The organism is Streptomyces sp. NPDC104096, assembly GCF_055584385.1.
Genome location: NZ_JBVJMD010000031.1, coordinates 1 through 20,562, shown reverse-complemented (window position 1 = coordinate 20,562; position 20,562 = coordinate 1). Strand labels below are relative to the sequence as shown.

At 74.5% G+C, this 20,562-nt stretch carries 17 protein-coding genes; 7 read left to right on the top strand and 10 right to left on the bottom strand.

Going from position 1 to position 20,562, the window contains the following annotated elements; all coding sequences use genetic code 11:
• Positions 1-54: 54 nt before the first annotated feature.
• The 4 genes from ACZ60B_RS27180 to ACZ60B_RS27165 form a co-directional block, all read right to left on the bottom strand.
• Positions 55-858: a hypothetical protein gene (locus ACZ60B_RS27180; RefSeq protein ID WP_469391318.1), complete on the bottom strand. Its 804-nt coding sequence runs from the start codon at positions 856-858 to the stop codon at positions 55-57.
• Between the two features lie 254 nt (positions 859-1,112).
• Positions 1,113-1,886, bottom strand: a complete 774-nt coding sequence (locus ACZ60B_RS27175; protein WP_469391316.1) for a DUF5707 domain-containing protein — start codon at positions 1,884-1,886, stop codon at positions 1,113-1,115.
• Between the two features lie 166 nt (positions 1,887-2,052).
• On the bottom strand, positions 2,053-5,178 hold the full coding sequence (locus tag ACZ60B_RS27170) for a sacsin N-terminal ATP-binding-like domain-containing protein (protein ID WP_469391314.1): 3,126 nt from the start codon (positions 5,176-5,178) through the stop codon (positions 2,053-2,055).
• A 652-nt stretch (positions 5,179-5,830) separates the two neighbouring features.
• Entirely contained in the window at positions 5,831-6,760 is a 930-nt protein-coding gene (locus tag ACZ60B_RS27165) for a DUF3027 domain-containing protein (protein ID WP_469391312.1), read from the bottom strand.
• A 376-nt stretch (positions 6,761-7,136) separates the two neighbouring features.
• Between ACZ60B_RS27165 and ACZ60B_RS27160 the strand changes: the two genes are divergently transcribed.
• The 4 genes from ACZ60B_RS27160 to ACZ60B_RS27145 all read left to right on the top strand — a co-directional run bounded on the left by ACZ60B_RS27160 (position 7,137) and on the right by ACZ60B_RS27145 (position 10,717).
• Complete coding sequence (locus ACZ60B_RS27160) at positions 7,137-8,561, top strand: MFS transporter (RefSeq protein WP_469391310.1); 1,425 nt, start codon at positions 7,137-7,139, stop codon at positions 8,559-8,561.
• A 113-nt stretch (positions 8,562-8,674) separates the two neighbouring features.
• Complete coding sequence (locus ACZ60B_RS27155; protein ID WP_469391307.1) at positions 8,675-9,148, top strand: DUF2771 domain-containing protein; 474 nt, start codon at positions 8,675-8,677, stop codon at positions 9,146-9,148.
• A complete protein-coding gene (locus ACZ60B_RS27150) occupies positions 9,118-9,867 on the top strand; it encodes a futalosine hydrolase (RefSeq protein ID WP_469391306.1) in 750 nt (249 codons plus the stop codon). The genes ACZ60B_RS27155 and ACZ60B_RS27150 overlap by 31 nt, the downstream gene beginning before the upstream one ends.
• Positions 9,857-10,717 carry a 1,4-dihydroxy-6-naphthoate synthase gene (locus ACZ60B_RS27145; protein WP_469391304.1) on the top strand — a complete coding sequence of 287 codons (861 nt, stop codon included), beginning with the start codon at positions 9,857-9,859 and terminating at the stop codon, positions 10,715-10,717. The genes ACZ60B_RS27150 and ACZ60B_RS27145 overlap by 11 nt, the downstream gene beginning before the upstream one ends.
• 36 nt (positions 10,718-10,753) lie before the next feature.
• On the opposite strand, the gene ACZ60B_RS27140 is transcribed toward ACZ60B_RS27145, so the two are convergent.
• Positions 10,754-11,137, bottom strand: a complete 384-nt coding sequence (locus ACZ60B_RS27140; RefSeq protein WP_469391302.1) for a cold-shock protein — start codon at positions 11,135-11,137, stop codon at positions 10,754-10,756.
• Positions 11,138-11,656: 519 nt separating this feature from the next.
• Here ACZ60B_RS27140 and ACZ60B_RS27135 point away from each other — a divergent pair.
• The gene (locus ACZ60B_RS27135) at positions 11,657-11,914 is read left to right on the top strand and encodes a hypothetical protein (protein WP_469391300.1); all 258 of its coding nucleotides are present in this window, start codon (positions 11,657-11,659) and stop codon (positions 11,912-11,914) included.
• Here the strand turns inward: ACZ60B_RS27135 and ACZ60B_RS27130 are convergent.
• Both ACZ60B_RS27130 and ACZ60B_RS27125 read right to left on the bottom strand, forming a co-directional pair.
• Positions 11,884-12,525, bottom strand: a complete 642-nt coding sequence (locus ACZ60B_RS27130) for an HAD family hydrolase (RefSeq protein WP_469391298.1) — start codon at positions 12,523-12,525, stop codon at positions 11,884-11,886. The genes ACZ60B_RS27135 and ACZ60B_RS27130 overlap by 31 nt on opposite strands.
• A gap of 70 nt (positions 12,526-12,595) precedes the next feature.
• Complete coding sequence (locus ACZ60B_RS27125; RefSeq protein WP_469391296.1) at positions 12,596-13,612, bottom strand: hypothetical protein; 1,017 nt, start codon at positions 13,610-13,612, stop codon at positions 12,596-12,598.
• Between the two features lie 179 nt (positions 13,613-13,791).
• Between ACZ60B_RS27125 and ACZ60B_RS27120 the strand changes: the two genes are divergently transcribed.
• Positions 13,792-16,365: a helicase-associated domain-containing protein gene (locus tag ACZ60B_RS27120; RefSeq protein ID WP_469391294.1), complete on the top strand. Its 2,574-nt coding sequence runs from the start codon at positions 13,792-13,794 to the stop codon at positions 16,363-16,365.
• Between the two features lie 54 nt (positions 16,366-16,419).
• On the opposite strand, the gene ACZ60B_RS27115 is transcribed toward ACZ60B_RS27120, so the two are convergent.
• Positions 16,420-16,962: a hypothetical protein gene (locus ACZ60B_RS27115; RefSeq protein WP_469391292.1), complete on the bottom strand. Its 543-nt coding sequence runs from the start codon at positions 16,960-16,962 to the stop codon at positions 16,420-16,422.
• Between the two features lie 238 nt (positions 16,963-17,200).
• Here ACZ60B_RS27115 and ACZ60B_RS27110 point away from each other — a divergent pair, with 238 nt between their 5' ends.
• Complete coding sequence (locus ACZ60B_RS27110) at positions 17,201-18,844, top strand: DNA repair helicase XPB (protein WP_469391290.1); 1,644 nt, start codon at positions 17,201-17,203, stop codon at positions 18,842-18,844.
• On the opposite strand, the gene ACZ60B_RS27105 is transcribed toward ACZ60B_RS27110, so the two are convergent.
• Both ACZ60B_RS27105 and ACZ60B_RS27100 read right to left on the bottom strand, forming a co-directional pair.
• A complete protein-coding gene (locus ACZ60B_RS27105) occupies positions 18,802-20,064 on the bottom strand; it encodes a glycosyltransferase 87 family protein (protein ID WP_469391288.1) in 1,263 nt (420 codons plus the stop codon). The two genes, ACZ60B_RS27110 and ACZ60B_RS27105, sit on opposite strands and share 43 nt — an antisense overlap.
• A 15-nt stretch (positions 20,065-20,079) precedes the next feature.
• Positions 20,080-20,259 carry a hypothetical protein gene (locus ACZ60B_RS27100; RefSeq protein WP_469391286.1) on the bottom strand — a complete coding sequence of 60 codons (180 nt, stop codon included), beginning with the start codon at positions 20,257-20,259 and terminating at the stop codon, positions 20,080-20,082.
• Positions 20,260-20,562 lie beyond the last annotated feature (303 nt).

Here is a 20,562-nt window from a genome sequence, read left to right as displayed (position 1 = left end):
CGACACCGGCAGTACTGGCGGTACTGCCGGTGTCGGCGGTGGTGCGGGTGGCTCTTACTGCACGTCGATGAAGTCGCCCGCGGCGTTGACGGCCGGGGTCGTCGTGGTGCCCGCGAAGACGTAGCGGTAGTAGCCGTCGGCGGACGCGGTGACCGTCGTCTTCAGGGCGCCGGTGGAGCTGGTCTTGACCGTCTTGACGGTGGTGTAGGCGGTGGCGCCCTTCTTCTTGAACTGGAGCTTCACCGGCTGCGCGGCGTAGCCGGCGTACTTGCCGCTGTCCCAGTTCGCGCGGGTCAGCGCGCCGGTGACCGTGATGGTCCTGCCCTTCTTGACCGGCTCCGGCGAGGCGTTGACCGTCAGCTTCGACAGGCGCTGGACGTTCTTGGCGCCCAGGTCGCCCTGCCACTTGATGTTGCTGCCGCTGGTGGCGACCGCGACCGCGCCGACCTTCCAGGCGCCGGCCTGGGCGTTGAACAGGTCCAGGCTCTCGTCGGAGGACGCCGGACGGAACTGGATCTTGGCCGTGCACTTGAGTACGGTCGAGGAGGACGCGGTGCAGGTGCCGGGGGCGTCACCGGCGTAGATGTCGCTCTGCTCGCTGAGCGTGGTGCCGCGGTAGAGGACCGGGCCGCTCTCGAAGGAGCTCGCGGCGACGTTCGCGGGGTGCGTCACCGTGTAGGTCGCGGTGACCGTGACCTGCGTGGTGGGGCCGACCACGATGTTCTTGCCGGCGTTGACCACGACGTTGGAGAACGTGACGGCGGACAGCGGGTTGCCGGCGGCCTGCGCGGCCGGGACGGCGAAGGCGGAGAGGGCCAGGGCGCCGGTGACGGCGGCCACAGTGGCTCGGATACGCATGGGGTTCCCCAGGTGGAGAAGGGGTCCCGCCGCTGGTCGTTCCTCACGGTTCGTCGTCGGCGCGGGACCCAAGTGATCGGTGAGTCTGTTGACTCGTGGGGTGAGATCAGTGAGACAGGCGACTGGTTGTACGCGTGATGCGGAGGAACCCGAGTTTTTATGTTCGCGTTACGCTCCGATGGCGAAGCGCAGAGAAAACGCCCGGCCCCGGGAGACCCCGGGACCGGGCGGAGACGCAGTCCGTACGACGTCGACTACCGCACGTCTATGAAGTCGGCGGCGGCGCTGACCGCCGGGGTGGTCGTGGTGCCCGCGAAGACGTAGCGGAAGTAGCCGTCGGCGGAGGCCTTGACCGTGGTGCTCAGGGCGCCGGTCGAGCTGGTCTTGACCGTCTTGAGCGTGGTGTAGGCGGTGGCGCCCTTCTTCTTGAACTGGAGCTTCACCGGCTGGCCGCTGTACCCCGCGTACTTCAGGGTCTCCCAGTTGGCGCGGGCCAGCTTGCCGGTGACCGTGATGGTCCTGCCCTTCTTCACCGGCTCCGGCGTGGCGTTGACCGTCAGGGTCGAGGCGCGCTGGACCCGGTGGGTCGTCTGGTAGTCGTTCCAGTAGACCCTCCCGTCACGGGCGAACACCCCCACCGCCACGTGCCAGGTGCCCGCCTGGAGGTTGGCGGTCAGGTTGCTGCCCGGGACGGCGGTGACGGTCAGCGTGCAGGTCGAGGTGGTGGCACTGGCAGCGGTGCAGGTGGCCCTGCCCTCGTTCGCCAGCAGCAGCCCGTCGAGGCCGCTGTCCAGGTTGGTGCCGTGCCACAGGTCGACGTCGATGTCCTGGATGCCGCTGGAGTGGCTCGCGGTCACCGACACCGTGAACTTCTTCGAGGCCGACGGGCCGACGACGAGGGTCGCGCCGGAGTTGACCGAGACCTTGGAGACCTTCGGCAGTTCGTCCGCGGCCGACGCGACGGGCACGGCCGACGCGGACAGGGCGAGGGCGCCCGAGACGACGGCGACGGTGGCTGGGATACGCATTCGGTCCCCCGGTGGAAGGAGGCCCCGCCGTCCGTCGTCGCCCGCGGTGCGCGAGGACGGACGGCAGGGGCCGATCGATCGTGGAGTCTGCTGACTCACATGGTCAGATGTGTGACGCGTGTAAAGGGTTGTGCACGAGTTGAAATCCTCGTGGCGTTCCGGCCGCTCAGTCGAACCAGCGGTCCCGCGCGAGCTCGTCCGTCCGTGAGGGGTCCTCCAGCAGCGCCGCGACCTCGAAGCGGCGCGGCCACTGGCCGGCCGCCCAGGCCAGGCCCGCGGCGACGCCCTCCAGGGTCGAGGCGTGCAGGACGCCGTCGTCGGTGAGCCGCCAGTCGATCTCCACGCCGTCCACGAGGAGTTCCTCGTGCTCGACGTAGGACCGCGGGGTCCGCGGCCCGAGCAGCACCCGCACCGGCTCCGGTACGTCGTGCTCGGCGCCCTCGGAACCGACCTCGCCGGTGACGGACTCGCTCAGCCGCCGCACCTGGAACAGCTCGGCCAGCCGATCGGCGAGCGCCGGGCGCACCGGCAGCAGCGGCACGCCCTCGGTGAAGGGCAGCAGATCGGGCGAGTCGACCACCACCGCGTCGGCCGCGTCCACCACCTCCACCCGGCCGTCGACGACCGCGCGCACCTCGTCGGGCAGGGTCACCTGCTCGGGGTCCAGCTCGGACAAAGCGCAGTACAGCCCGTGCAGTTGGGCGCCGGTGACGGTGCGTTCCGGGTCGGCGAGCCGGTCGAGCAGTTCGGCGGCACCGCCGGGCTCGTCGAGCAGAGCGGCCACCGAGGTGCGTACCCCGAGGGCCCGCAGCACCTGCTCGTCGTCGAACCCGGTCGCGTCGGCCTCGTCGTACAGGCCGCGCAGCAGCGGGTCGCCGCCGGCCGAGAGCAGACCGGCCGGACGCCTGCCGTCGATCACCGGATGCCCGCGCAGCCACCAGGCCGTGTAGGGCCGTACGACCTCGTGGGTGCCGTCGGCCAGCAGGATGCGCAGCGGCTGGACGATGGCGTCGCGCAGCGGCGGCCGGGCCAGCATGGCGAGCGCCTGCGGCCAGCGGTCCTCGTCGACCAGGTCGAGATCGCGTACGGCGACGAGTTCGGTGGCCACCGGCGGCACCGGGGTGTCCGGGAACCGGTCGAGGACGTCCTCGCACCACACGTCGACGGCGTCCAGCAGACCGGCGTCGTCGGGCTGGGCGAAGTCGCCCTCGCGGGGCTCCAGTTCGTCCGGGTCGAGGACCACGTCCGTGGCGCGGACCAGGGCGAAGCCGGCCAGCACGCCACAGGCGGCCAGCGGTTGTTCGCCCCACTTGTCGGCCAGTTCGGCGTCGACGAAGGCGAGTTCGTCCTCGCGCATCACCCGGGCGAAGGGGCTGCCGGGCAGCACCAGCTCGCCGGCCGGGGCGAGTTCGCCGTCCTCGTCGGGCAGGGCGAGGGCGCCGAGCCAGGGTTCGTCGCCGGGCTCGATACCGGCGTCCCGGACCAGGGCGAGGACGATGTCGGCGAGTTCCTCGGCGTCCAGGACGTCCTCGTCCCACGCCCCGCCGACGTCGTCGAGGGAGGCGGCGACGGCGCCCCGCACCTGGGGGGTGGTGAGGACGGCGCGGGCCAGGGCCGGCAGCGCGCCGAGCTTCTCCAGGAGCGGGTGGACGGCGTCCGGGTGGGCGACCTTCAGGCCGAGCCGGGCCAGCACCTCGGGTTCGATCCGGGCGCCGTCCGGGGAGGGCAGCAGCACCTGCCGGGGGCCGACCGTGGTGCGCCCGTCGGCGAGCGGCACGGGCAGCCCGGTGAGCCGGTCGGGGTCGACTCCGGCGAGGCTGTCGTACAGCCGCCGCCACCAGTCGGGGTCCTTCTCCAGCCCGGCCAGCCGGTCCACCGCGTCGGCGAGCGGCACCCGGGCGACGCCCAGCGTGCGCAGCTCGACCCGGCGTTCGAGGCCGGCGGGCAGCAGGGTGGGGAGCACCTCGGCGAGGACCCGGACGGTGTCGCCGCCCGCGCCCTCGACCACTTCGGCGTCGCGCGGACGCAGGGCCTCCGGCAGATCGGAGTCGGGCGTGCCGTCGGGCCGGACCGCGGGCGGCAGGAAGGCCGTGCGGGGCAGGCGTTCCAGGATCGCCTGGCGCAGGGCGCCGTCGAGGCCGCCCTTGCCGAGCGGGCCGGGCACGAGGTCGATGACGCCCTCGCCCACCGGGCGCCACTCGGCGAGGAGTTCGGTGTAGGCGTCGGCCGCGCGCTGCACGAGGAAGTCGGTGAGCGGGCCGGGGGCGGCGTGGCGCCGGGTGGTGTCCAGCGGGAAGGACGCGATGAGCAGGGCGGGGACGCCGAGGGGCTCGTCGCTGGGGGTGGGGGCGTGCACGAACGGGCTGGTCCGGGGGTAGCCGGGCGCGCCGTCCCCGGCCACGGGCACGGCCCAGGTGACCGACCAGTGGGGGCGCAGCCGCTCCTCCACGGGGCGGTCGGCGAGCAGGTCCGGGGTGAGCGGGCCGTGGGCGGCGGACGTACGCCAGCGGGTGGTGCCGTCGCGGGAGTCCTCCACGACCGTGTGCGCGCCGTCGGTACGGCGGCGCAGGGTGCGCGGACTGCCGTCGCCGATCTCGACCACGACCTCCGCCAGGCCGGGCAGGGCGAGCAGGAGGGCGTCGTCCACGGCGCCGAGGAGACGCTCGGCGAGGTCGGCTGCGGCCGTGTCGCGCAGCGGGAGGACGACGACGGTGTCGTACGGGTCGGGGGCGGTGCCCTCGGCGGAGAACGGCAGGCGCAGCAACGGGACATGGCCGTCCCGGCGGCGGATCTCGTCGCCCAGGCCGGGACTGCGCCCGGCCGTCTCCGCGGCCAGCTCGCGGGCCTCGGCCAGGGACCAGCGGACCCCGCCGTGACGGGCGAGGACCGCGGGTTCGTCGGTGACGGCGAGGACGGCGGCGAAGCCGACACCGAACCGGCCCACCGTGCTGTCGTGGGCCTCGCGCTTGGCGGAGGCGCGCAGGGTGGACAGCGACTCGACGCCGACCGCGTCCAGCGGGGCTCCGGTGTTGGCGGCGGCGAGGACGCCGTCGCGGAGGGTGAGGCGCAGCCGGCCGGGTACGCCCGCACGGGCCGCGGCGTCCGCCGCGTTCTGGGCGAGCTCGACGACGAGCCGGTCGCGGTAGCCGCCGAGGACCAGGTCCTCCTCGGCGTTGGCGTCCTCGCGGAAGCGGGCGGGGCTGGTGGCCCAGGCGTCGAGCACACCGCGGCGCAGACGGGCCGTGCCGAAGGGGTCCGCGCCCTCGGGTGCCGGCCGCACGAACTTGCTCACGTTCACACTCTCCTCATCGGCGTGAGGTCGAAGGTACCGCGCGGCCGAGCCCGGTCCCGCCGCCGCGGGCGACGAAGATCCGGCCTTTCCCGCGCGGGCGGACCGGGCGTCCGGGAGCGCACACCCGACACACCCGACACACCCGCGGCGCTACGCGTACCCAGACATCCCCGGCCCCACAGGCGCCCACGCCCCTCCGGGCCCCACAAGCACCCGCACGCCTCGGGACCGACGGGCGCAGCGCGCTCCCGGCCCGTCGGCCGCCCGGGTTCCGCCGCAGACACCCCGAAGCACAGGAGAACACCCCCGCCCCCACGATCACCGGCCCCCTGCCGGACACCAGCACCGCGCCGACCCACGCACACCGACGGCGCCCCGGCCCCGACGGGCCTCACGCGTGCCGGCACGTCGACGGCACCGGGCAGGGCCGGGACCGGACGGGACCGGGTAGGCCCGTCGGGGCCGGGTGGGGCCGGCCAGGGCCGTGACCGGACGGGACCGGCAGGGACCGGACGGGACCGGTCCGGACCGGGACGGGCAGAGACGGACCCGGCAGGGACCGGACCGGGACCGGGGCACGGGCGGAGCCGGGACGGGTCCGGGTGTCGGGCGCGCCCAGGGGGACGGGTCCGGGTGTCCGGCGCGGCCGGGGCTACGAGTGCCCCAGTTCCGCCGTCTCCTCGTCCGTCGTCACCGCCGGCACCGACCCCGAGTCGGGTGCCGGGCGGAGCGGGAAGGGGTCCACCCGGGTCTCGTCGATCACCGGCTCGGCCGGGCGGGGCGGCTTCGGCATGACCGCGGCCTCGGAGTGGCCGCCGCAGCCGTAGGCGAGGGAGACGACCCGGCCGTCGGCCGGGGAGAACTCATTGGCGCAGACACCGAACGCCTGTCCGAGGGAGCCGCCGATGGGCACCAGGAAGCCGCAGCTCACACAGGACGCGGGGGCCGCCTGGGCCATCGCGGTCTTCGACCCGAAGGCCTCCTCCCAGCGGTCCGCGCCGACGTGCAGGCCGTACCGGGACAGCACCCGCGCCCGGCGCATCCCGAGCTCCTCGGCCAGCGCGGCGAGGGAGCCGCGGGCGGGGACGACGGGCTGTGCCGCGGGCGCGCCCGCGGTGACCTCCGCGTCCTCCGCCTCCACCAGCTCGGCCATCTCGTGCGAGACGGGCGCGTTCGGCGGGGGCTCGTCCTCGCCGGAGTAGCCGGGCTCCAGCCGCAGATCGTCGGCCTCGGTGGGCAGCAGGTCGCCGGGGCCCATGTCCCCGGGGCGCAGCCGTTCGCTCCACGGCACCCACTCCGGCGCGAGCACCGCGTCGGGGCCGGGCAGCAGGACCACCTCGTCGAGGGTGACGATCTTCGCGCGGGACGCCCGCGCCACGGTCACGGCCCAGCGCCAGCCCCGGTACCCGAGCTCCTTGCACCCGAAGAAGTGCGTGACAACGCGGTCACCCTCGGAGACCAGCCCCACATGCTCGCCGACCACGCCCGGCGCGGCGGCCTCCTCGGCGGCGGCGCGGGCGAGATCGACCGCCTCGGCGCACAGACGGTCGGGGGTGCGGCTTCGCGTTGTCGCTGCGCTCACAGGTATCGCTTCTCTCCTACGCCGTCTCTCGGGTGCGCCGGCCTGAAGGCGGCAGGGCGGACGGAGCGGACCGAAGGGCCGCGTCGACGTCCGCGCCCGACGCGCTCGGGCGCACCTACGTCATCCATTCTGCGGGATGTCCGAGAGGCGCGCGGCCGAGAACGTTCGCCACGGCGCGCTACGCACGGTACCTGTTCGCGTGTGCTTGGCCTACACCGACGGGACTGTTCGCGGCCTCACGATGCGGTTTCGTGCTGTTTCCCGGCCGCCGGACCGTGCCGTGGAGGCGTCGGGAGAACGCCGTACGGCCATGAGGAACGCGGCCATACGCGCGGTTACCGCACTAGGCACAGCTTTATCGGGGCACTATGACGTCGTGGCAGCCGCGAGGTCACCCCAGGGCGCCGCCGGGATCGGCGGGGTGAGGGGAAGCAGCCGAGGTGGCGGTTCGGGCCGGGTCGGCGGTCCCGTCCGCGCGGTCGGCCGTGCCCTGCACCTCCCCTTCACCGGAACCGCCCGGGGCATCCGCAAGGTCACGCACGCGCACGGCGCGGGCGAGTCCGGCCTCGGCAAGCTGATCGAGCTGCACGCGGTGAACGGCGCCGGGGACGTCATGATCACCGTGGCGCTCGCCTCCACCGTGTTCTTCTCCGTGCCGACCGACGAGGCGCGTGGCCGCGTCGCGCTCTACCTGGCGATCACGATGGCACCCTTCACGGTCCTCGCGCCCGTGATCGGCCCGCTCCTGGACCGGCTGCCGCACGGCCGCCGCGCGGCCATGGCGGCCGCGATGCTGGCCCGCGCGCTGCTGGCGCTGGTGCTGTCCGGGGCGGTGGTCACCGGCAGTCTGGAGCTGTACCCGGCCGCGCTCGGCGTGCTGGTCGCGTCGAAGGCGTACGGGGTGGTCCGCAGCGCGGTCGTGCCCCGGCTGCTGCCACCGGGCTTCTCCCTGGTCAAGGCGAACTCGCGGGTCACCCTCGGCGGACTCCTGGCGACCGGTGTCGCCGCGCCGATCGGAGCAGGGCTCCAGGCGCTCGGGCCGCGCTGGCCGCTCTACGGCGCCTTCGTGATCTTCGTGGCGGGGACGTTCCTGTCCTTCACGCTGCCGCACAAGGTCGACTCGGCCAAGGGCGAGGACGTGGCGCTGCTGGCCTCGGACGAGGAGCATGTGCACGCGCCGCGCCGCCGGGAGGCCAGACGGCTCGGTCTGCGGACCGTCGGACCGGCGGTCACCCACGCGCTGGGCGCCAACGCCGCGCTGCGCTGCCTGACCGGCTTCCTGATCTTCTTCCTGGCCTTCCTGCTGCGCGAGCATCCGATGACCGGTCAGAGCGCGGCGGTGTCGCTGGGGATCGTCGGGGTCGCCGCGGGCGTCGGCAACGCGCTCGGCACGGCCGTCGGGGCCTGGCTCAGGTCACGGGCACCGGAGATCATCATCGTGACGGTCGTCGCGACCGTCCTGGGCGCGGCGATCACCGCCGCGGTGTTCTTCGGGGCGTTCCTGGTGGCGTGCCTGACGGCGATCGCCGGGTTCGCCCAGGCGCTGGCCAAGCTGTCGCTGGACGCGCTGATCCAGCGGGACGTGCCCGAGCCGGTGCGCACCTCGGCGTTCGCGCGCTCCGAGACGCTGCTGCAGGTGTCCTGGGTGTTCGGCGGCGCGGTGGGCATCGTGCTGCCGCTGAACGGCACGCTGGGCCTCGCGGTGGCCGCCTGCATCGTGGCCGTCGGCTGGCTGACGACCGCGCGCGGGCTGCTCGCCTCGGCGCGGCGCGGCGGCGCGGGCCGTACGAAACCGGCCTGACCGCGCCGCCCGGCCCGGCTCGTGGGGCCCGGTCGGCCAGCGAGTGGCGTAACCCCCGGCCGCGCCGGACCCCGCTTGGGCGGAGCATGGGAGGTGCCCGATAGCCTTCGCCCATGAAGACGCTGCAATCCGTTGTGCGACGCCGCCGCGCCGTCGCAGCCGCCGGCGCCGTTTCCGCCGGACTGCTCGTTCTGTCCGCCTGCGACAAGCCGACGCCGATCTCGACGATCACCGTGGGCACGAGCTCGGTGAGCTCCCAGGCCACCTGCTACAACGACGGCAAGACGCTGGACGTCCAGTCGCTGGCGGCCTGCCTGAAGGACACCGGGATCAAGTCGATCGACGTGGACCCGGACGCGACCGTGCGGTTCGGGGTGGACCCGGAGATCGCGGACAACGGCTGGACCATCCTGATGAACGGTCAGCCGCTGACCGACTCCAGCACCAAGACCTACCGCACGATCCCCGGCAGCGTGTTCTTCAACGCCCAGTACGGCGCCAGCGGCGACTCCACGCTGGTGTCGATCAAGGAGGGCGAGAAGGACGTGACCGGTCTGTGGTCCTTCAAGCTCAAGAAGGACGCCTGACCACGTCCTCCGTACGTGTCCTCGTCGCCACCGCGGTTCCCGCCGAACGGGACGCGGTGGCACAGGCGTTCGCCGGGCCGGTCGACGAGGTGCGGCTGCCCGGGGTGAGCCTGCGCCGGACGGCCGGCCGGTACGACCTGCTGGCGGCCGGTGTCGGGCCCGCGCTCGCCGCCGCCTCCACCGCGACCGCCCTCACCGCGGCGGCCCTGGGCGGGGAGCCCTACGGTCTCGTGGTCAGCGCCGGCATCGCCGGCGGCTTCCTGCCCGGCGCGCCCGTCGGCTCGCTCGTCGTCGCCGACGAGATCACGGCCGCCGATCTGGGCGCCGAGACCGCGGAGGGGTTCCTGCCGGTCACCGAGCTCGGCTTCGGGACCGTCACCCACCGTCCGCCGGAAACACTCGTACGAGACCTCGCGGCGGCGCTGGACGCGCCCGTCGGGGCCGTACTGACCGTCTCGACCGTCACCGGGTCCGCCGACCGCGCGGCCCGGCTGCGCGCCCGGCACCCGCGGGCCCTGGCCGAGGCCATGGAGGGCTTCGGGGTGGCCGAGGCGGCCGCCGCGCACGGCACGCCCGTGCTGGAGATCCGCGCCGTCTCCAACCCCGTCGGTCCGCGTGACCGTGCCGCCTGGCGCATCGGCGACGCCCTCGCGGCCCTCACCGAGGGCTTCGCGGGGCTCGCACCCGTCCTGGAGAAGTGGAACCCGCATGACCGGTGAGCCCGCGCAGTCCAAGCTGCGGATCGCGTACTCCCCCTGCCCCAACGACACCTTCGTCTTCGACGCCCTCGCCCACGGCCGGGTCCCCGGGGCGCCCGCCCTCGACGTGACCTTCGCCGACATCGACGTCACCAACGGCATGGCCGAGCGCGGCGAGTCCGAGGTGCTGAAGGTGTCGTACGCCGTGCTGCCGTACGTGCTCGACGAGTACGCGCTGCTGCCCTGCGGCGGCGCGCTGGGCCGCGGCTGCGGGCCGCTGGTGCTCACCCGGGACGGGGACAGCGACCTGACGGGACGCACCGTCGCGGTGCCGAGCGAGAAGTCGACGGCCTATCTGCTGTTCCGGCTGTGGGCCGCGGACACCGTCCCCGGCGGGGTCGGGGAGATCGTCGTGATGCCCTTCCACGAGATCATGCCCGCGGTGCGGGACGGGAAGGTCGACGCGGGCCTCGTCATCCACGAGGCGCGTTTCACCTATCAGAACTACGGGCTGCACAAGCTCGCGGACATGGGCGAGCACTGGGAGAGCACCACCGGGCTGCCGATCCCGCTGGGCGCGATCATCGCGAAGCGTTCCCTGGGCGCCCAGGAGCTCACCCGGCTCGCCGATTCCATCCGTACGTCCGTGCGCGCGGCCTGGGACGACCCCGAGGCCTCCCGGCCCTACGTCATGGAACACGCGCAGGAAATGGATCCGGCCGTCGCCGACCAGCACATCGGCCTGTACGTCAACGAGTTCACCGCCGACCTCGGCGAGGACGGCTACGCGGCGGTGCGGGGACTGCTCACCCGTGCGGCGGCCGAGGGACTGGTACCGCCCCTCGGCCCGGACGCGCTCGCCTTCCCCTAGGGCCGCAACAGGCCACGGGACGGGCTCCGGCGGTCGTCAGACGTCCAGTTGGTCGGCGACCGCGCGGAGCAGGCCCGCGACCTGCTTCCCGGCGGTCCTGTCGGGATAGCGGCCGTTCTCCAGGGTCTGGGAGACGCTCTCCAGGAGGGTCGTCAGGTCCTGGACGATGGAGGCCAGTTCGTCCGGCTTCTTGCGCTGCGCGGCCGCGACGGACGGGGTCGGGTCCAGCACGACGACCGAGAGCGCCTGGTCGCCCCGCTGTCCGGCGACGACTCCGAACTCCACTCGCTGCCCCGGCTTGAGTGTCTCGACTCCGGCGGGGAGGACCGAGGAATGGACGAAGACGTCGCCGCCGTCGTCACGGGAGAGAAAGCCGAAGCCCTTCTCGCTGTTGAACCACTTGACCTTGCCAGTCGGCAAAGCACACGCTCCCTCGATCCGTCCTGGACGCGCCGCGCCCGGACGCACTTGAACTGCCGTCGAACCACCTTACCGGGGGTCTCTCCAGCGGAACACGCCTTAAAACGGGACCGAGGCCCTACCTGTGCGGGAAGGGCTCAAAGTGGTTGTAGAGGTTTAGTGCGGGCCCCGGCTCCGGACGGGTCCGGGCCGCACGCAGCGGCCGACGACCTGCGGTGGCTTCCCGAATGCCGGAACGGTCCTTCCGTCGCGGACAAAGGCCGGGGAAGGAATAGCGACCGGGCGATTCCCGTGCGGGGAGACCTCGCCTTTCCGCCCCTTACCCGTGCGCCGCTGCACGCCTTTTCGGGAACGCCGGGACTTCGCCCTGACCTAATTCCCTGTCGTGGTCCCGACGACCGGCTCGATCTCGCCGCCCGCGCCTCCACCCGACACCTTCGCCCGGCGCCTCCGCCCGACACGTCCGTCCGCGCGGACGTCGCCGGGCTGCCCGCGCGCGCCGGGAACTACCCTGTTCGGGTGCGTGACGAAACCCGAACCGATTCCGCCGAGCCCGGCGACCGGCTGATCCGTGCCGGCGCCCTCGTCTTCTTCGCCGGCGCCGTGGCCACCCTGGTCACCATGACCCCGCTGCTGCTCGGGACGAAGCCCTTCCCGACGTACATGTTCGGACTGAGCATGCTGATGGGCGTCGGCTTCCTGATCGCCGGTGCGGGCGTGCTCCGGTCGATCGCGGCCGGCCGCCGTCAGGCGCGGGCCGCCGGGGCCGGGCGGTAGGACGCCAGCCAGTCCGGGAAGTGCAGGAGGTCCGGCAGGACGACGTCCGCGCCGGCCGTGCGCAGTTCCGCCGCGCTGCACGGCCCGGTGACGACCGCCACCGACAGCGTGCCGGCCGTACGCGCGCCGCGGACGTCCCCGACGTGGTCGCCCACGTAGACGTCCGCCGCGTGGGCGCGCAGCGCCTGCGCCTTGGCCTCGGCCCACAGGTCGCCGATCACCTCGTCGGGTTCGATGCCCAGGTGCTCCAGGTGCAGCCTGGCGCTGGGCTCGTACTTCGCGGTCACGACGATCGTCCGCCCGCCGGCCGCCCGTACGGCCTCGATGGCGGCGCGGGCCCCCGGCATCGCGGAGGTCGCGGCGACGGCGAAGGCCGGATACATCTCCCGGTACAGCTCCACCGCGGCCGGCACCTCCTCCGCCGGGAACCAGTTGGCCAGCTCCTCCACCAGCGGCGGCCCCAGCCGGGTGACCACCAGGTCCGCGTCGATGTACGTCCCCGTCCGCTCGGTGAGCGCCCGGTAGCAGGCGTGGATGCCGGGGCGGGAGTCGATCAGCGTCATGTCGAGATCGAATCCGACGGTCAGCGCGGGAGCGGTGGTGGAGGCCATGCAGGCCATTGTGCCCACGCCGACGACCCGCGGACGGGGGCGGGCGCCCCACCGCTGCGGCCGGGGCGGGTCAGCGGCTGCGCTGGGAGCGCCACACCAGGAACAGTGCCGACGCGACGGCCGCGCCCCGCACCACCCAGGGCCAGGTCTGGGCGACCGCGTCGTTCATCCGGCCGTCGGCGATGGGGGTTCCCCACCGGCCGTCGGTCCTGCCCCACAGCCACACCAGACCGGACGCGACCGCCAGGCCGGGCAGCCACACGACCGCCCACTTCGACTCCGCCCGGGTCAGCCGGCGCGAGGCGTAGGCGATCAGCCAGCCGAGCAGCAGCGCGAACCAGTTGCCGAGCACCGCGCCGACGACGAGCGCACCCGCGGCGACCAGCAGGAGCGGATTGCTCCAGTTGCCCGCGCCCAGGGACGGCAGGCGGCGGCGGGCGGGGGCGGGTCCGTCCGGCACGTCGGCCGCCGCCTCCGCGCCCCGGTCCGCCGATGCCGCCGGGTCCTCCGCGTCCTTCGGGTCCTTCGGGTCCTTCAGGTCCTTGCGCGGCGGCGGCTTGAGCAGCTCGGGGATCTCCACCCCGCCGACGAAGCCCGGCACCTCGTCGCCGACACCGAAGGGGCTGCTGTCCGTGCGCCACCAGTCGGGCTGCGTCGCGCTGTCGCCGAGCTCGTGCGCGGGCGCGCGGTGCGGGGGCGACGCGGCGTCCGAGGGCGGCGGCGCGTCCGTCCCGGAGCTCCGCCCCGACCGGGGTCGCGGGACCGCGCGGCGCAGTCGGCCCGGCCGTCCGTCCTCCGGTTCCGGCGCCGCGTCGCGCTGTACGGGCACGGCGGCGGCCGATGCCTGCGGGGCGCCCCCGCCGCCGGCGGCGGCCGCGACGACGTCGTCCGGGCTGCCGAGGCGGTCCAGGATGCGGCGGACGGCGGCCGGACTGTCCACCGGCGTCCTGGCGCGCCGCCGGTCGATCTCGTTGCGCAGCTCCGACACCAGCCGCATCCGCGCGGACGACGGCAACTGCCGCTGGTGCGCCACGTCTCCGACCCGGCTCAGATACTCGTAGACGACCTGGTCGCTCTCGATCCCCACGAAGTCCCCTCCGGGGCGGATGTATTGGCTGACCCCGTGGTGGCAGACGTTACCGCTCCCGGCGCGGCCGGGGCATCTCCCGGCCCGCGCGGCGGTTCGAGCGGCCGCCCCGGGAGTGCCGGGCCCGACAGGCCCGCGCGGGGGTCGGCCGCCCGAGGGGACCCGCTACCGTGGGTCAGATGAGCACCGCGGACCACCCCGCCCCTCGCTCCCTCGCGGAAGCGCTCCGCGCCAGGGACGACCACTCCCTGGCCGCCCTCCTGCGCAGCCGCCCCGACCTCATCACCCCCGTCCCCACCGATCTCACCCAGCTCGCGACCAGGGCGGGCACCCGCGCCTCGGTGGTCCGCGCGCTGGAGCGGCTGGACCGGTTCACCCTCCAGGCGGCGGAGGCGCTCGCGGTCGCGGCGGACCCGGCGTCGTACGGCGAACTGCTCGGTCTGATGGGCGGCGACGACGGGGACCCGGCCGTCGCCGCGGCCCTGCCCGGTGCCGTGGCCGGACTGCGCGAACAGGCCCTGGTGTGGGGCGGCGACGACCGGCTGCGGCTGGTGCGCACCGCCCGCGAACTGCTCGCGCCGTCGCCGCAGCACCCCTCGCCGACCGGCCTGGGCCCGACGGTGCAGGAGGTGACGGCCGGGATGTCGCCCGGCCGGATCCAGGAGATCGTCGGCACCGCCGGGCTGGCCTCGACGCACGACGCCGTGTCCGCGGCCGCCGCGCTCACCGCGCTGTTCACCGACCGTGCCCGGATGGACGCGCTGCTCGGCCAGGCCCCCGCCGACTCGCTCGACGTCCTGGACCGGCTGGTGTGGGGCCCGCCGTACGGGCAGGTCACGGCCGACCCGGCGGCCCGGCTGCGCTGGCTGCTGGACCGCGGGCTGCTGCTGCCGACGGCGCCCGGCACGGTCGTACTGCCCCGCGAGGTCGCCCTGCATCTGCGGGCCGGGCGGGCGCACCGCGCGCCGGAGCCCGCGCCGCCCGCCGTCGAACCCGCCGGTACGCACGCCCCTGCGGTGGTGGACTCGACCGCGGCCGGCCAGGCGTACACGGCGCTGGCGACCGTGGAGGAGCTACTGAAGGACTGGGACGAGGGCGGGCCCGCCGTGCTGCGGGCGGGCGGGCTGAGCGTGCGCGACCTGAAGCGGACCGCGGTCGCCCTGGACGCGTCCGAGCCCATGGCCGCGTTCTGGGTCGAACTCGCCTACGCGGCCGGGCTGCTGGCCTCCGACGGCGAGGCCGACGAACGGTACGCGGCCACCCCGGCCTACGACGAGTGGCTGGAGCAGCCGCCGGCCGAACGCTGGGCGCGGCTCGCCGAGGCATGGCTGCTCGCGACCCGGACGGCGGGAGTCGTCGGCGGACGGGACGCGAAGGAGCGGCCGCTGTCGGCCCTGGGTCCCGGGCTCGACCGGTCCGCCGCGCCCGAGGTGCGGCACCGGGTGCTGACCCTGCTGGCCGGGCTCCCGGAGGGCACCGCGCCGGCCGCCGACGTGGTGCTCGCCCGGCTGCGCTGGGAACGTCCGCTGCGCGCCCGCGGCGGCGCCGTCGCCCGCCCCGGCGGGACCGGGAACGAGGACGACGACCTGCGCACCCGGCTGGTGCGCTGGACGCTGTCGGAGGCGGAGACGCTGGGTGTGACCGGCCGGGGCGCGCTGTCGGCGCACGGGCGGGCGCTGCTGGGGGCGCCCGGGCCGAGGGCGGCCGACGCCGACGGTCCCGCCGGGCCGGGCGGCAGGCTGCCCTTCCCGCACCACCGGGCCGCCCGCCTCGAACCCCTCTCCCCCGCCGAGCAGACCGTCGCCTCCGCGGCCGCGGCCCGGCTGCTCGCCCCGCTGCTTCCCGAGCCGCTGGACCATGTGCTGCTCCAGGCCGACCTCACGGCGGTGGCACCCGGACCGCTGCGCCGCCCGCTGGCCGACACGCTGGGCGTGCTCGCGGACGTCGAGTCGAAGGGCGGGGCGACGGTGTACCGGTTCACGCCGGGCTCGGTGCGGCGCGCGCTGGACGCCGGCCGGACCGCGAGCGATCTGCACGCCTTCCTCGCCACCCACTCCCGTACCCCGGTCCCGCAGCCGCTCGCGTACCTGATCGACGACGTCGCCCGCAGACACGGTCATCTGCGGGTCGGTGCGGCCTCGGCGTACGTGCGCTGCGACGACGACGCCCTGCTGAACGAGATCATCGCCGACAAGCGCGCCGCCGCCCTGCGGCTGCGCCGCCTCGCGCCGACCGTGCTGGCCGCCGAGGCCGACCCGGCGACACTGCTGGAGGGGCTGCGGGCGATGGGGTACGCGCCCGCCGCCGAGTCCGCCGAGGGCGACGTGCTGATCGCCCGCGCGCACGCCCACCGCACCCCGCCCCGCACGGCCCCCGAGCCGGTCCCCGAGGGCCCGCCGGTGCCCGACCCGACGCTGCTGGCGGCGGCGATCCGGGCGGTCCGGGCGGGCGACCTGGCCTCCACGGCCCCGCGGAAGGCCTCGGCCGGCGACACGGTCCGGCCGGCCGGCGGCGAACTCCCGCGCACCGGGTCCGCCGAGACCCTCGCCACCATGCAGGCCGCCGTCCTCACCGGCGAGGCCGTGTGGATCGGCTACGTCAACGCCGAGGGCGCCGCGAGCCAGCGGGTGATCGCGCCGGTGCGGGTCGAGGGCGGCTTCGTCACGGCGTACGACCACACGGCCGACGAGGTCCGCACGTATCCGCTGCACCGGATCACGGGGGTGGCGGAACTCGCCGACGAACAGCAGTGACGCAGCGGTGACCGCCCGGCGCCCCGGCCCGGCGGTCCTCGCCCGGGGGCGCGGTCAGCAGTCCTCGACGCGGGTGTCGTCGGACAGGCCGAAGTGTCTGCGGGCGGCGGCCTCCAGCGTCGACGGCCGGGACGCGCCGTCGAGCGCGGACCGGGAGGAGAACCCGAAGTGGTCCTCCTCCCACTCCCCGTACCCGGCGCCGTCCGGCGGTTCCTCCTGCGACACCACGCGGTAGCCGCCGTCCGGCTCCCGCTCCAGCCGGACCACCTGCGGGACGTGGGAGCCGCCGCACTCCACCAGAGCGCCGTCGCGCACCCCGTACTCCATGCACAGCGTGTCCACACCGGCCCGGATCCGGTCCCCGCTGCGCTCCATCTCCAGCGCCCTCGCCCGGCAGAACCAGCGCGCCTCCAGCTCGGGCACGCTCTCCCCGTACCCGCTGCCCTGCGACTGCGCCAGCAGCCGGGCCTCGATCACGGGCCCCACCTCGTGCCACAGCCCGGCGTCGACGCCCGCCGGACGCGTCATGACCCACGAGCCCGTCGCCACCAGCACCGCCGCGGCTCCCACGCCGGTGCCCCATCTGCGTACCGACATTCCGTGAGCTCCTCACCGCGCCGCCCGGACCGCGCCGCTTCCGTCCTGGTCAGACAGCCGCCGGGCGGGCAGGGTTGCGCGGGAGAATGAACAAACCACTTTTCATAACGGTCCGGACATCTCCGTCGGCCGTGCCCGGGTGCCGGCGGACCTTCGTCCCGGGACCGATCGCGCCGACGGCCGGTAGGGCACACTGGACGTTTGGCCATGCCGCGCCATCCAGAAAGGCAGCCCCCGAGTGAACGGTCCGCTGATCGTCCAGTCCGACAAGACCCTGCTCCTCGAAGTCGACCACGAGCAGGCCGACGACTGCCGCCGGGCCATCGCTCCGTTCGCGGAGCTGGAGCGGGCGCCGGAGCACATCCACACCTACCGGCTGACCCCGCTCGGCCTGTGGAACGCGCGGGCGGCCGGCCATGACGCCGAGCAGGTCGTGGACGCGCTCGTGCACTACAGCCGTTACCCCGTGCCGCACGCGCTGCTCGTCGACATCGCGGAGACGATGGACCGCTACGGCCGGCTGACGCTGTCCAAGCACCCGGCGCACGGGCTGGTCCTGACCACCACCGACCGGCCGGTGCTGGAGGAGGTGCTGCGCTCCAAGCGGATCGCGCCGCTCGTGGGCAGCCGCATCGACCCGGACACGGTCGTCGTGCACCCCTCCGAGCGGGGCCAGATCAAGCAGACGCTGCTGAAGCTGGGCTGGCCGGCCGAGGACCTCGCCGGGTACGTCGACGGCGAGGCGCACCCGATCGCGCTGGCCGAGGACGGCTGGGCGCTGCGGCCGTACCAGAAGCAGGCCGTGGAGAACTTCTGGCACGGCGGCAGCGGTGTCGTCGTGCTGCCGTGCGGCGCGGGCAAGACGCTGGTCGGGGCCGGGGCGATGGCGCAGGCCGCGTCGACCACGCTGATCCTGGTCACCAACACCGTCTCCGCCCGGCAGTGGAAGCACGAGCTGGTGAAGCGGACCTCGCTCACCGAGGACGAGATCGGCGAGTACAGCGGTACGCGCAAGGAGATCCGGCCCGTCACCATCGCCACGTACCAGGTGCTCACCACCCGGCGGAAGGGCGTCTACCCGCACCTGGAGCTGTTCGACTCCCGGGACTGGGGGCTGATCGTCTACGACGAGGTGCACCTGCTGCCCGCGCCCGTCTTCAAGTTCACCGCCGACCTCCAGGCCCGGCGCCGGCTCGGCCTCACCGCGACCCTGGTGCGCGAGGACGGCCGCGAGTCGGACGTCTTCTCGCTGATCGGGCCCAAGCGGTTCGACGCGCCGTGGAAGGAGATCGAGGCGCAGGGCTACATCGCGCCCGCGGACTGTGTCGAGGTCCGGGTGAACCTCACCGACTCCGAGCGGCTGGCCTACGCGACTGCCGAGACCGAGGAGAAGTACCGCTTCTGCGCCACGACCGCGACGAAGCGGAAGGTGACCGAGGCGATCGTGCGGCGCTTCGCGGGCCAGCAGATCCTCGTCATCGGCCAGTACATCGACCAGCTCGACGAGCTGGGCGAGCACTTGAACGCGCCCGTGATCAAGGGCGAGACGTCGAACGCCCAGCGCGAGAAGCTGTTCGACGCCTTCCGCGAGGGCGAGATCAGCGTGCTGGTGGTGTCGAAGGTGGCCAACTTCTCCATCGACCTGCCGGAGGCGACCGTCGCCATCCAGGTGTCGGGCACGTTCGGCTCGCGGCAGGAGGAGGCCCAGCGGCTGGGCCGGGTCCTGCGGCCCAAGGCGGACGGCCACCAGGCCCACTTCTACTCGGTCGTCGCCCGCGACACGATCGACCAGGACTTCGCGGCCCACCGGCAGCGGTTCCTCGCCGAGCAGGGGTACTCCTACCGGATCGTGGACGCGGACGAGCTGCTGTCGGAGGGCTGAGGGGAGCACTCCACCGGGTCCGGATCCGGGGCCGGCCGGCCCCGCCGCGCCGGGACTCCGGGCCGGACCGCCGTCCCGGGCCGCCACGGGGCTGCGGCGCCCCGGGCGTCCCGCCGTCCGAGGAGGGCCGCGCCCGCCAGCAGCGCGCAGCCCAGCAGCGGGTACGGCGCCGCCGGCGGCTGCTGCCACCAGGGCAGCCGCAGGTCCAGATCGCCCTGGTGCGGCAGCAGCCACATCGTGCGGGCGGTGAACAGCGCGGTGGTCAGCAGCGCCGTACGGAGGTGGCCGTCCGCCAGCAGTACGGCGATCAGCGGGACGCACCACACCCAGTGGTGGGACCAGCTGACCGGCGACACCAGCAGCGCGGTGAACGCGGTGAGCAGCACCGCGTGCCGCTCCCGTGCGGCGCGCGCGGCGAGCCAGAGACCGGTGACGGCGACGGCGAGCGCCGGGAGCGCCCAGGCGAGGCCGGGCGCCGGGTCGCCGAGGAGGCGGGCCGTCAGGCCCTGGAGGGACTGGTTGTCGACGATCCACGGCTTGCCGACGCGGCCGGTGTCGTAGAGGCGGCGGGTCCAGAAGTCGGCGCTGGCGGCGGGCAGCGCGAGGGCGCCGAGCAGGACGGTGGCGCCGAACGCGGCCGTCGCGGTGGCCGCCTCCCGGCGCCTGCCGCGCAGCAGCAGATGGACGACGAAGAGCGCGGGGGTGAGTTTGATCCCCGCCGCGATCCCGAGGGCGACGCCCCGGCCCGGGGCGCCCGGCGGGCGGGTGAGGTCCCACAGCACCAGGACGGTCACGGCGAGGTTCACCTGGCCGAACAGCACGGTCTGGAACACCGGCTCCAGCCAGAGCGCCAGGGCCGTGGCGGCGCACAGGGCGGAGGATCCGAGCGGACGGCCCGCGAGCCGGGCGGAGAGCTGGACCAGCCGGGCCAGCAGGAGTGCGTTGCCCGCGAGGAAGACCGCCTTCACGGCGGGGACGGGCAGCCAGGCGGCCGGGGTGAACAGCAGCGCCGCGAAGGGCGGGTAGGTGGCCGGGAGGTGCCACCGGGTGACGGTGAAGCCGTAGAGGTCGCCGCCACCGTCCAGGACGGCCGCGCCCTCAGCCCGGTAGACCAGCGCGTCGGCCATCGGGGCGCGCTGCACGACGCACAGGGCGACGAAAGCGGCGAGGGAGACCGCCGACAGGAGAAGAGAGGTCGCGGAGGGTGATCGACGGGTCACGCAGTGACCCTAGTGTCACTTGTGGCGGACGCCCGTCTCCTCGCCGTACTCCCCGAGGATGATCACGTCGAAGGCGGCCCCCAGGAACACCTTCACGGCGCGCAGGGCGTCGCCGAGGCGGTGCGGGTGGCTCCCGGTGAGCGGGGTGGCCCCGGAGGGGCGGTTCGGGACTGGGGTGACTATGGCTGCACTCATACCTCCATAGTGGCCTTCCCGGGACGAAAGAGGCATCGGTCGAGGGGGCGACCCGCGCCGACCCGGCGTACACCCGTGGACCGAGCGGACTCCTCCGAGGTGGGAGGGGTGTCCCCTAGGGGAAGCCCGGAATCCCCGGGGCCCGCGAGGTGGACGCGGAGCAGGCGCGAGGCGGACCCGGGCGGACGCGAGGTGGACGCGGAGCAGGCGCGAGGCGGACCCGGGCGGACGCGAGGCGGACCCGGGCGGACGCGAGGCGGACCCGGGCGGACGCGAGGCGGACCCGGGCGGACGCGAGGCGGA